This window comes from Paludifilum halophilum, from assembly GCF_002245355.1.
Taxonomy (GTDB): Bacteria; Bacillota; Bacilli; order Thermoactinomycetales; family DSM-45169; genus Paludifilum; species Paludifilum halophilum.
In genome coordinates this window covers 24,372-35,573 of record NZ_NOWF01000005.1, presented here as the reverse complement: position 1 = coordinate 35,573, position 11,202 = coordinate 24,372, and the positions used below count along the sequence as shown (strand labels likewise).

The following is an 11,202-nucleotide window of genomic DNA, read 5'->3' as shown; positions in this document are numbered from 1 at the left end:
AACCTCCCGCCCCCAGCGCCGAAGCTAGGGACGAGAGGTTGGTTCACAAACTCCCGCGGTACCACCCTGATTAGCATTCCGCAGAATGCTCCCTCATGACATCCGTATCGTGGATGATCCGTTGAAGAGTACTGCCGCAGGTTCCCCTTCAAAGCGATGAGGCGAGTTCATCGCACCGTCCTGGTTGGCTCTCACCAAATCCGCCAACTCTCTGAGCAGGATGGATGGATTACTACTCCTCATCATAGCCTTTTATTCATTTCCGAAAGAATTTAGTTTACATTATATGAAACAGCCTGACCATGTGTCAACGTTTTTTATACAAAAATGTTTCATTTTTTTCTCTGTCACTGAACACCGACTTGCCCCGCATCGCCCCACAAACGCTCCAAGTCGTAGAAATCCCGCTCATCCTTGTGGAAGACATGGACGACCACATCACCGAGATCCATCAATACCCAACGAGCGTCCCGGAGCCCTTCAATCCCTTTAAGCGGCACCTTCGCCTCATCGATTTTTTCCTTGATCGCCTCTACAATCGCCTGTACTTGGGTCTGTGATTTCCCGTGACAGACGACAAAATAGTCGGCGATAACGGACAACCCCCGAATGTCGAGGATGTTGACACGTTGGGCTTTTTTCTCCTCGGCGGCGGCGGCCGCCAACTGTGCGATTTCCACCAGGTTCAAAAAGATTCCTCCTTCGATCTTGGTTCGTTAACCTGATCCAGCATATAGTTTCGGGCGGCGAGGGTCAAAGGATACACTTTTTGACCTCGCTGAATCAAAAACCGGAGGGTGTTGTCCAAGGACTGGAGAATCGCCCGATCCAGATTTTCCCGGGCCAGTCGCCGAACATCCTCCACTCCCGGAAAGCGGCGTCCCGGTTCGATATAGTCCGCAAGAAAGATCACTTTTTCTAATAAAGTCATATGCGGACGACCCGAGGTATGATAACGGATAGCGTTTAAAATGTCCGCATCACCGATTCCAAACTCATCCTGTACCACCTCGGCTCCGACGGGAGCATGCCAAAGCTCAAGGTTATGCTGTAATAAATCCTCCGGGAGACCCCGGCGGAGGATCACTTCCCTCATCCGCTCCCTGGACCAGAACTTGCAGTAGTCGTGCAGCAGAGCGGCTGTATCAGCTTTCTGCGGATCGGCCCCGAACCGCTCCGCCAGCTCCAAAGCCGTATCCACCACCCGCAGGGTGTGCTCCCAGCGGGTTTGCGTCAATTGTTCCCTGACGGCTCGTTTCCAATCATCTCGATTCATAAATTCGATGCTCCTTCATATACAAGCGAACGGGCTCGGGTACCAAAAAACGAATCGATTCCCCTGCAGCCGCCTTGTTGCGGATATAGGTGGAAGACAATTCCACTTTTGCCCCCTCGGTAACCAGGATCAACCGGTCCCGAAGCCAATCAGGCAGCCCTTCGTCCTCCAAAGAAACCCCCGGTCTCATCAGTCCCACCACGCGGACCGACTTTACAATCTGCTCAATCCGATGCCAACGGGGAAGATCCAAAACCATATCCGCCCCCACAATCAAGTAAAACCGGTCATCCGGATACCGCTCCGTAAAAGTTTGTACCGTATCCGCCGTGTAGGAGAGGCCGGGGCGTTCGATTTCCGCCCGGGAGAGTCGGAAAGGGGAAAAGCCGTCGATCGCCCGCTCCACCATAGCGACCCGGTGTTCCGGAGAGGCTTTGGTTCCGCCGGATTTATGGGGCGGACTGGAAGCCGGGACGAACCAGACCTCGTCCAACCCGAGGGCTTCCCGCGCTTGATCGGCCATGACCAGGTGACCGATGTGCACCGGATCGAAACTGCCGCCGAAGATCCCGATTTTCATGGCTGTCCTTCGATTCCTTTCTTTCGCAGGGATCCTTCCCCCGGACGAGAATCCGGAGACAACGATCGGTCAAGGGTTCGACGCATTTGTTCCACGGGCGCCTCCCGACCGGTCCAACGCTGAAAGGCTAGAGCCGCCTGGTAGAGCAGCATTCCCGCTCCAAAGTGAACGGCGGCCCCCCGAGCCCGCGCCTCCTGTAACAGCTTTGTTTCCCGGGGATGATAAACCAGGTCACTCACGGTCATCCCTGCGTGGAGAAGGGACGGATCGATCGGGATGGCTTCTATGTCCGGGTGCATTCCCACTGAGGTTGTTTGTACCAATAGCGTCGCCTTTCGGACCGTATCCCCCAGTTCCGTCCATCTTGCCCACCGGCAAAGGGCCCACCGACTGAGATGAGAGGCCAACCGTTCCGCCTTAGACTCTGTCCGGTTGGCGATGATGATTTCCTGTACTCCGGCCCTGGCTAAAGCATAGCCCACCGCTCGAGCCGCTCCGCCGGCCCCCAGGATCAATACTCGCTGGGACGTCGGGTCCAGCCCGGTCTCCCGGAGAAGGGATCGTATATAACCTTCCCCGTCCGTATTGGTTCCAATCAGACGATCCCCCTCCCGAACGACCGTATTGACCGCCCCGATTTCCCGGGCGCTCTCCTCGACGTGATCCAGCAGATCCATAATCGCCACCTTATGGGGAATCGTCACATTCCACCCGCGAAACCCCAATGCCCGCATTCCCTGGACGGCATCCGCCAGGGATTCCGGAGCAACGTCGCAGGCCAGATACAGATAGGACAATCCCTTCGCACGAAAAGCTTCATTCATCATCTCCGGCGACTTGGAATGTCCGATGGGATGCCCGATTAAACCCGTTTTCTCCGTCTCGCTGTCGATCTCCATCCTCGGCTTCCCCCCCTTATTTAAATGATGGCCGGGCGAAGGTGAACCTGTACTCCTTCCGGTGCCCAAACATCTACGATACTCTTTTGGCTTCCCGTGGTGACCCAGCCCAAACCGGAAACGACCAGATCTTGCTTGGTCTCTCCCTTGAGATGAAAAGTGTGCCGCTTCATCGGAGGCAAAAGAGAGGGATCTGACGGGGGAGACAAAAGTCCTCCCCGGTGACGTTCCCACATCTCATCCGCTTTTTCCCGTTTGGTACGATGGATATAGAGTGAATTGGCCGCATAGCAAACAAAAGGCTGCTTCGGGCCGGTAACAAAGTCAAAACGGGCCAGCCCGCCAAAAAACAACGTCTGTCCCTCGTTGAGTTGATACACCTTGGGTTTTACCTCGCTGTCCGGAATCGCCGCCGAAAGCTCCCGGGGAGGAATCCACTCACTGATCCGGTCCTTACGAATAATCCCCGGCATATCCACAATCCGTTGACCACCCTCCAGGGGAATGCTGATCGCATCCAGGGTGGTGCCGGGATAAGGGGAAGTGGTAACAGCGTCATCCCCCGCACCGAATCGCTGAACCAGGCGATTGATCAATGTGGACTTTCCGACATTGGCCGTTCCGACGATAAAGACATCCTCGCCGTCCCGATATCTCTCGATGGCGTCGGCCACTTCCCGGAGGCGGAATCCTTTGGCGGCGCTGGTCAGTACCACATCCACCGGTTTCACCCCCAACTCTTTGGCCATACGGTCCACCCATTCCTTTAGCCGTTGGCGTTTGACAGACTGGGGGAACAAATCCACCTTATTAGCCAGGATTAACAGAGGATTTCCTCCGATATGCCGGTGAATTCCGGGAATCCAGCTTCCGGCGATATCAAACAGGTCGACCACTTGGACCACCAAAGCCTTTGTCTTGGCGATCTCGGCCAGCAGAGAGAGATAAGCATCGGAATCATGCTCTACAGTTGCAATCTCATTATAGTGTCGAATGCGGAAGCACCGACGGCAGATCACGTTCTCCCGCTCCAGTGCAGAAGCCGGAACATATCCCGGCTTGTCCGGATCCACCGTCTGCAGTGTTACACCGCACCCTTCACACCAAGCTTCCCGTTCCAATTCCGTATCCGTCACTTTTGATCCTCCCAACCCAACAATCCCCGTTGCCGCATCCAATGAAAGACCATCCGTTCCAATCGCCGGTTAACCCTTGTAAAAAAGCCCTCCGCTTCCGATACGGGCACCACCAGAATCGTCCGAAGCCCGATGCGGTTCCCCCCTAAAACATCGGTAAACAGCTGGTCCCCGATCATCACGGTTTCCTCCGGCTTCGTCTCTATCTCCCGCATCGCCCGTCTGAAAGCGGGGGAAAGGGGTTTTTTCGCCCGGTGGATATAGGGAACTTGGAGCGGCATCGCGAACTTGGACACCCGCGTCCGATTGTTGTTGGAAACGATCATGACACGAAAACCCATCCCTTGCAACTGGTCCAGCCAACTGACCAACTTCGGTGTCGCGTCGGGACGGGTCGCTTCCACCAGAGTATTATCCAGGTCGACAATCGCTCCCTTGATCCCCTGGTACTGCAATCGGTTCAAATCGATTTCATAGATCGATTGGACAAACATATCGGGAACCATCGTTTTAAACACAAATCCACCTCATCAACGCTTTCTTTACAGCTTTCTTTTCGGCATTACTATACCACATCATGGAATGGCGATGCAAAAGGTGAAAAGGCTTTCCCATTGATTTTGAGGGGACTCATCCTTTATATCATTCCTTTTCTGATTTTAAAGATTCTATTAAATCCCGCTCTCCATCGACACATTCAGATAGAAACACAAATGACTTCATTACGCTCTCAAATCAAGCGGTTTAAAAGTCAAAAAAATAAAGTTAGAATCCTACCTTTTTTCTGAAAAACTATTTGCACTTAAGAAAAAATTGGATAAAATATAATCATCAACCTTTTATAATTGAAAGGTGGATACCGATGAGTGTTCAATCGATTAATGAGATCGGTGAAGTGATTCGGAATGTTCGAAAGGAGAGGGGACTTCGGTTGCAAGATTTGGCGGATGATCAGATCTCCTCCGAGACGATCAGCCATATCGAAAGCGGTGTCCCCTCTGTCAACCAGGATCAGACGCGATATCTGATGGAAAAACTGAATATCGAGATGGGGAGCCTGCCGGAGCTTATGATGAATGAGCAAATCAAACTGCAAAAAGCCAGCTTTCAATTGGAAGCGATCGAGTCTTTAATCGACTTTGAACACACCGACGAAGCGATGAAGCGAATGAATGAGCTCGCGTTGGATGACGGTCACCCCTTTGCTGCTATAAAACATTACCTGCAGGGAAAATATCACTATAAAAAGAACTGCATGAAAAAAGCGGAACATTCCTTTTTCAACGCCATCCGCTTGTCAAAACAAAGTCCTTATGGACAACATACGAATATCGAAGCCGCCAGTTTCAATGAATTAAGTGTTTGCAGCTATTTTCAAAACCGCTTGGAACAGGCGATCGATTTTACGAATAGCGGACTTGACGCTTTTGTCGAAGGAGGAGACCGAAAACAGATCCAATATATTTTAACGGCGAACAAGCTCGCGTATCTGGAAGAAGCGGGACGGCTGGAAGAAGCGTTGAATGGGATCCAGACCGCTTGGAAGAGCTTGTCGAAGATCAACAAAATTTCTGTCGTGCTCCATTTATACGAATTGAGAACTCATTTACTCCGTAAAACCCAAATGTACAACGAAGCCATTCGTTACGCCCGGGAAGGCTTGGAGATCGCCCGAAGCAATCAAGACTTCAGACGCGCTTTTGAACTATGGAGCGCCTTGGGAAATACGTACCTGGATATGAAAAAGTGGAACCAAGCGGAAACTTGCTTTCATTTAGCCATCTCACTCAAAGAAAATTCCCAGTATAAAAATGTGATCATTACAACTTATACACAACTGGGCATCCTTTATCTTCTGCAAGAAAAATGGGAACCGGCAAAGGAAGCTTTAAATCAAGCTATTCTTAAAGGAAACGAATTGAACGACAGTCACCGTCTTCATTTTGCCTATCTGGTAATCGGAGATTGTTATCGAAAACAAGGGAAAAACCAAGAAGCGGTTCCGTTTTATCAAAAAGCGTTGGATTTGGCGGTTAAACACCAATACAAGAGCATGGAACATACTTCGTGGTTCCGTCTGGCGCAATGTTGGGAATCAATTGATAAGAAGGAATTCGATAGGTGTAAGGATAATATGTACAAGGTACAAAAGAAACTGAATCAGGAGGAGGTAGAAAATTATGAGATTCCTGTTTAACTCCGTATTTGCGGTGGCATTGCTCGCTTCCGCTTTCGCTGCGGTGACAGGATCGCAACAAGACATCTCCACTCAACTGATCGCTTCAGCGGACCTGACCGGTACACCGGATCACGGTTAAGTTCCCGGAAATCCTGTCGAATAACAAAGAACCTGGGCGGTTTATCCCGTCCAGGTTCTTTGTTTCGACCCGTTTATTGCAATGGTATCGGTCATCCGATTCCCTTACCTCCCCCGCTTCTGCCAACCTTCCCCGGACCATGTCACAGGGAGGTCTTCGCCGTTTTCCGCCTGAATCACCGGATTTTTCACGTACCAGCCCCGGCCGTTGGCATAGGAATCCGTATGGTAGCGGAAACGTAGAAACTTCACTCCCCGGGGGAGGGTGACGCGTTCCCGGATCCACCCTTCACTGCTTCCGGTATAGCTGGAGCTGAGGGGGGTCCAGCTTTCTCCATCGTCGGACCCTTCCACAATCCCATAGTCCGGAGGAGAGGAGTCCCCCCTGCTTTCCATCCGGTGCCAGGTCTCGAAGGTGAGAATCCGCTTCTCATCGGATTGACGATCCCATTTACCAGAAAGGAGGGAACGGTCCAGCCCATCTCCGTAACCGGAAAACCAGGGCTTTTCCCCTTTCAGCATCCGTATCGGGATGGCGTCGGCGGTGTGGCGGGCCACCCGGCGGCGCACCGGATTGGGAGATGGGCTTTCGCGTGTAGGGTGAACGCGGTTGGTCAAGGTAATCGCAATGGCGGCATTATCCCGGCTGACTGCAATGGAAGTCCCGGTATAACCCGTATGACCCATCGTATGAGGAGCGGTCAAAGCATCCATGTACCAGCTTTGGTTCAACTCCCAACCCAGACCGTGGTCGTCACCGGGAAAAGCTTCGTTCTGGTTCTTCTCCAAAAGGTCCACAGTCGACTCCTTTAAAATGCGGCTGCCTCCGTACTCCCCCTTCTGCAACATCATGTGGGCAAAGATCCCGAGATCACGGGCCGTAGAAAAAACCCCGGCGTGTCCCGCCACCCCATCCAAAGACCAAGCATTTTCATCGTGAACTTCCCCCCAGACCAGACCCCGACCGGTCCAGGGATGGTATTCCGTCGCCGCGATTCGGTCTCTGAGGGAATCCGGCGGATTGTACATCGTATCCTCCATGCCCAGCGGATCGGTGATGTTTTCCTTGACGAACTTGTCCAACCGCTTTCCGGACAGTTGTTCCACCAGCGCTCCCAAGGTAATCATATTCAGATCACTGTAGGTGTAGGTCGTCCCCGGATCGTTTTCCAGAGGATGGTGAAAGACGATTCCCAACCGATCCTCCCGGTTTTCTCCCATCTCGTAAAGGGGAATCCAAGACTCAAACCCGGAAGTATGGGTCATGAGCTGCCGAATCGTGACCTCTTCCTTCCCGTTTTGAGCAAACGCGGGAATATATTGTGTGACGGGGTCATCCAGCTTGAATTTCCCCTGCTCGTACAATTTCATCGCCGCCGTGGTTGTAAAGATCTTACTGATGGAGGCCAGATCGAAAATCGTATCCTTTTTCATCGGCACCGGCTGTTCCAGCGGAGTCTTTCGGTCATCCTTGTACCGAGCGGCATAACCGTAAGCGTCGTGCTTTACGATGGAACCGCTGCGCGCGATAAGGACCACAGCACCGGGCATCCTCTCTTGTTGAATCTTTTCCCGGATGAACGGATCGATCGCATCGAGGGATTCTTCCACCATTCCGGCGGAACGGGGATCACCCGGATGGAGCACCGGGCTGGCCGGCCCCGGTTGATCCCATGGGAAACGCTTCCCCTGTTGTTCCTGTATCACCGCATTCCTCCCCGATCCTTTTTTCTCCCCTTTTTGTTCAATCGCCGATCCCGATGGATGGGAATCCGCTCCCAGTACCGGCAGGGGAATGAACAAGCTGAGTCCCACTGCTACTGACACGATGCGCCGCCAACTCCTCCCGCACACAGCGACCGCCCCCTCCCATACCATGAACTCCTTATACTCATCTTCTATCCCCAGCCTTCCTTAAAGGGATTTCCCCCAACCTTTCTTCCTCTATTTTTCCGGAAGGTGTGTGGATGAACCCTCTTTGAACAAAAAGATCTATTCTCCCGCTACCGGTATCATCAACCGTGCTGACTCATACGGAAAAACCGCGGGTTTCGATTCCCCACGGTTTGACCTGTATCACACATCTAGGCGCCTTGCAGCTGCTCTTCTTCCCGCCAAACTTTCCGCGCCTCGGCCAGGCGGAAAGCCATATATTCTTGATAATTATAGATTCCTTTATGTTGCAGGGGCCTTTGTACATGAGACCGGATCTGTCTAACTTGCCCTTTACCTGTCAAAGCCCGTATCCACTGATTGATCACATGGATCAACCCCTTTCGTCTATTGAAAAATCCAGGCTTTGCATCTCTTTCTGGTATTTTATATACCCGCTTCTTTTATCGATGAATCCTCATTCGTTCGATTTTTTCAAAAAGTTTTCATTGTAAAGTGGCAACAGCATGAAAAAAACACCAAAGCCGCTTTCCTCCAGAAAGAGGGGAAAGAGACTCCGGTGTTCGTCCGGTTTGGCGAAAAAAGCCTCCTCTTAACGACCCGATGCCCAATCCGCCAGTTTCAGTTCCTCTAGGGAAGACAGGCGCAAATCCACAGAACCAAAGGAAAATTGGGCCGTCACAGAGTTGGGAACGACAATACATGCCATTCCCGCTCGCTTGGCGGCGAGAGCTCCATTCGGGGAATCCTCCACTGCCACCGCCTCCGATGGATGCACCCCCAAGCATTCTGCCGCCTGGAGATAGAGTGAGGGATCCGGTTTGGTCCGTTGTACATCTTCCCGGGTACGGATACACTCAAAATAATGACGAAGCCCAAGTGATTCCAAATGCCCCTCGACCCAGTCCCGAACAGAGCTGGAAGCAAGACCGATTTTCCACCCCAATGCCTGTGCCTGCTTCAACACATCTTCGACTCCGGGCAAAGCCTTCTCGCCTTCAATGGAAGCAAGGTGCCTCTTTCTGCATTTTTCCTTCAATGCCTCACGATCCAGACGTTTGCCCACACATCTCTCCAGATAGGCATAGGGGTCAAAATCACTGTCAGAACTTCCAACCACCCGGCTCCATTCTTCCAGAGGCAGTTCCGCTCCGTGCTCCCGGAACAAATCTTGAAACGTCTGAAATTCATGCGTCTCGGTATCCAAAATCAAGCCGTCAAAATCGAAAACAATCGCCTGTAACAAGTTTCTTACCTCCTATAGGGTTCTGATCCACCCTTTTACGAATCCACCATCACCCGGTGGACGGCTTCAGCCACGGATCCGGCGGCCATCCGGGCTTTCTTTTTCACTCCGTCGGGACTGTGGTCCATGGCAAAGCTAAAGGTCGGGAACATCTCAAACATCGACACATCATTAAAGGCGTCTCCGATACACAGAACCTCATCCGGCCCCAGACCGAGATGATGGACCAACACCTGAAGTCCGTTTCCCTTGGAGACACCAACAGGCATCACATCCAAGCAATCCTTGTCGGAAATAAACAGGTCAATCTCTCCGGAATACCGCTCTTCCAAATCCCGTTTCATTCGCCTGATCAGCTCCAAGTCGCCGAAAAAACTGAACTTACACGGTAAAAACTCACGTCCCAACTGTTGGCGAATCTCCGGTGACACTTCAATCGGCGCAAACAACCGCTTCATAATCCGGTCAGCGATTCCTCGTTTTTCCGGGGTCAACAGTCGATGTTCAAAACAAACCATGGAAAAAAGTTCGTCGTATTCCGCAGTCCGGTCGTAGATTTCCCGAGCCAGTTCCAGGGAAAAGGTCTTACGGAGAAGGGACCGGCCGTCCCGGGTTTGGACAAAGGATCCGTTTTGACTGATACCGTGGACCGATAAGCCGATCGCTTCCGCCACTTGATTCAACTCCTCCTGCATTCGGCCTGAAGCCAGGCAGATCTCCGTCCCCCTTTGAACCGCCTGTCTCAGGGCTTTCCGATCCTCCGGATCAATCCTTTGTCCCCCGTTTAACAAAGTTCCATCCAAATCGCTTACAATCAGTTGAATCAAAAGGTCCCGCTCCTTCCCATCACATCGACATTTTTCTCCCGCAATACTTGCATGATCTCCTCCGGCGGATGCCGGTCCGTCACAATTTGGTCGATTTCCTCCAGATCGCACACCCGGTGGAATAATTTCCGGTTAAACTTGGTGGCATCTGCCAGAACAATCACTTGATCGGCGCAGCGAAGCGTGCGGCGAATGACATAACCATCCTCCTCGTGGGGATAAAACAAACCATCTTCCGTAATTCCGCTGGCTCCCAAAAACACCTTATCCACCTTAAAGTCCGCCAATTTTTCAATCGTCGAAGCGCCGAACACATAACGATGCTTTTTGTGGAGGTGCCCACCCAGCAGATGAATATCCACACCCTCTTTTTCCGTCAGTATATCGGCAATATCGATGGAGTTGGTGACGACAACCACTTCCTCCGCTTCGAGATAAGCCGCGGCAAACTGAACCGTCGTCGAAGCATCCATGATCAGATAATCCCCGTCCTGAACCAGAGAAGCCGCCAACCGTCCGATCTCTTGTTTTTCAATCGATTCAGCTTGCAGCCGTTCCTTATATCCCTTCACTTCCTTCGTTAACTGAGGCAGGATCGCTCCACCCCGGGTGCGGATAATCGCTCCCTCCTGATCCAGGCGGACCAAATCGCGTCGCGCCGTATCTCGGGAAATGTTAAAAAGATTGCAAAGTTCCTGTACACTGACACGCTGATGCTTCTTCAGGTGATCCATGATCGCCAACATCCGCTCTTCCTGATACAAATGCCATCCCCCCGCCTGCCGAAAATCACATCTATAGTATATGTATTTTCAAGCATTTACTCAAGTATTATTCGTTTATTATAAGTATATATAAGCTATAACCTTGCAAATCTAAGTGATAGAGAAAAACAGAATCATTTCACACATTATACAAATTCAACCCCTGTTCAGCTTCTGTTCAGTCTCGTTTAAGTTTTTCTTGTTAATCTGTCTCTAGACTAGAAGCGTATGCGGTCTGCGGATTCGATTCACCTTCACCTGATC

13 protein-coding genes and 1 other annotated feature are annotated in these 11,202 nt (G+C 51.7%); of the genes, 2 read left to right on the top strand and 11 right to left on the bottom strand.

Going from position 1 to position 11,202, the window contains the following annotated elements; translation table 11 throughout:
- Positions 1-23: 23 nt before the first annotated feature.
- Positions 24-255 (bottom strand) — a binding site (T-box leader).
- A gap of 92 nt (positions 256-347) precedes the next feature.
- Genes rsfS through CHM34_RS09025 form a run of 6 tightly spaced genes read right to left on the bottom strand, consistent with a single transcriptional unit; the run spans position 348 to position 4,409 of the window.
- Positions 348-689 carry a ribosome silencing factor gene (gene rsfS, locus CHM34_RS09050; protein WP_094264288.1) on the bottom strand — a complete coding sequence of 114 codons (342 nt, stop codon included), beginning with the start codon at positions 687-689 and terminating at the stop codon, positions 348-350.
- Entirely contained in the window at positions 686-1,276 is a 591-nt protein-coding gene (gene yqeK / locus CHM34_RS09045; RefSeq protein ID WP_094264287.1) for a bis(5'-nucleosyl)-tetraphosphatase (symmetrical) YqeK, read from the bottom strand. The genes rsfS and yqeK overlap by 4 nt, the downstream gene beginning before the upstream one ends.
- The gene (locus CHM34_RS09040; protein WP_094264286.1) at positions 1,263-1,856 is read right to left on the bottom strand and encodes a nicotinate-nucleotide adenylyltransferase; all 594 of its coding nucleotides are present in this window, start codon (positions 1,854-1,856) and stop codon (positions 1,263-1,265) included. Before CHM34_RS09040 ends, yqeK begins: the two co-directional genes overlap by 14 nt.
- Entirely contained in the window at positions 1,853-2,755 is a 903-nt protein-coding gene (locus CHM34_RS09035; RefSeq protein ID WP_094264285.1) for a shikimate dehydrogenase, read from the bottom strand. Before CHM34_RS09035 ends, CHM34_RS09040 begins: the two co-directional genes overlap by 4 nt.
- A gap of 20 nt (positions 2,756-2,775) precedes the next feature.
- Positions 2,776-3,891, bottom strand: coding sequence for a ribosome biogenesis GTPase YqeH (gene yqeH, locus CHM34_RS09030; RefSeq protein ID WP_240511950.1), 1,116 nt, complete (start codon positions 3,889-3,891; stop codon positions 2,776-2,778).
- Positions 3,888-4,409: a YqeG family HAD IIIA-type phosphatase gene (locus tag CHM34_RS09025; protein ID WP_094264284.1), complete on the bottom strand. Its 522-nt coding sequence runs from the start codon at positions 4,407-4,409 to the stop codon at positions 3,888-3,890. Before CHM34_RS09025 ends, yqeH begins: the two co-directional genes overlap by 4 nt.
- 344 nt (positions 4,410-4,753) lie before the next feature.
- Here CHM34_RS09025 and CHM34_RS09020 point away from each other — a divergent pair, with 344 nt between their 5' ends.
- The gene (locus CHM34_RS09020) at positions 4,754-6,088 is read left to right on the top strand and encodes a tetratricopeptide repeat protein (protein WP_094264283.1); all 1,335 of its coding nucleotides are present in this window, start codon (positions 4,754-4,756) and stop codon (positions 6,086-6,088) included.
- Positions 6,072-6,209 carry a hypothetical protein gene (locus tag CHM34_RS19295; RefSeq protein ID WP_169713664.1) on the top strand — a complete coding sequence of 46 codons (138 nt, stop codon included), beginning with the start codon at positions 6,072-6,074 and terminating at the stop codon, positions 6,207-6,209. Before CHM34_RS09020 ends, CHM34_RS19295 begins: the two co-directional genes overlap by 17 nt.
- 104 nt (positions 6,210-6,313) lie before the next feature.
- Here the strand turns inward: CHM34_RS19295 and CHM34_RS09015 are convergent, their stop codons facing one another.
- The 5 genes from CHM34_RS09015 to CHM34_RS09000 all read right to left on the bottom strand — a co-directional run bounded on the left by CHM34_RS09015 (position 6,314) and on the right by CHM34_RS09000 (position 10,938).
- Positions 6,314-8,086 carry a serine hydrolase domain-containing protein gene (locus CHM34_RS09015; RefSeq protein ID WP_094264282.1) on the bottom strand — a complete coding sequence of 591 codons (1,773 nt, stop codon included), beginning with the start codon at positions 8,084-8,086 and terminating at the stop codon, positions 6,314-6,316.
- Positions 8,087-8,292: 206 nt separating this feature from the next.
- Entirely contained in the window at positions 8,293-8,469 is a 177-nt protein-coding gene (locus CHM34_RS19290) for a hypothetical protein (RefSeq protein ID WP_169713663.1), read from the bottom strand.
- Positions 8,470-8,693: 224 nt separating this feature from the next.
- Complete coding sequence (locus CHM34_RS09010) at positions 8,694-9,347, bottom strand: HAD family hydrolase (RefSeq protein ID WP_094264281.1); 654 nt, start codon at positions 9,345-9,347, stop codon at positions 8,694-8,696.
- Between the two features lie 35 nt (positions 9,348-9,382).
- Entirely contained in the window at positions 9,383-10,174 is a 792-nt protein-coding gene (locus CHM34_RS09005) for a Cof-type HAD-IIB family hydrolase (protein ID WP_169713662.1), read from the bottom strand.
- Entirely contained in the window at positions 10,171-10,938 is a 768-nt protein-coding gene (locus tag CHM34_RS09000) for a DeoR/GlpR family DNA-binding transcription regulator (protein ID WP_094264280.1), read from the bottom strand. The genes CHM34_RS09005 and CHM34_RS09000 overlap by 4 nt, the downstream gene beginning before the upstream one ends.
- Between the last annotated feature and the right edge of the window lie 264 nt (positions 10,939-11,202).

Bases quoted from the DNA above. Each gene is read 5' to 3' on its own strand.
- yqeK (WP_094264287.1), bottom strand. From the start codon at position 1,276: ATGAATCGAGATGATTGGAAACGAGCCGTCAGGGAACAATTGACGCAA.
- CHM34_RS09040 (WP_094264286.1), bottom strand. From the start codon at position 1,856: ATGAAAATCGGGATCTTCGGCGGCAGTTTCGATCCGGTGCACATCGGT.
- CHM34_RS09035 (WP_094264285.1), bottom strand. From the start codon at position 2,755: ATGGAGATCGACAGCGAGACGGAGAAAACGGGTTTAATCGGGCATCCC.
- CHM34_RS09020 (WP_094264283.1), top strand. From the start codon at position 4,754: ATGAGTGTTCAATCGATTAATGAGATCGGTGAAGTGATTCGGAATGTT.
- CHM34_RS19295 (WP_169713664.1), top strand. From the start codon at position 6,072: ATGAGATTCCTGTTTAACTCCGTATTTGCGGTGGCATTGCTCGCTTCC.
- CHM34_RS09015 (WP_094264282.1), bottom strand. From the start codon at position 8,086: ATGGTATGGGAGGGGGCGGTCGCTGTGTGCGGGAGGAGTTGGCGGCGC.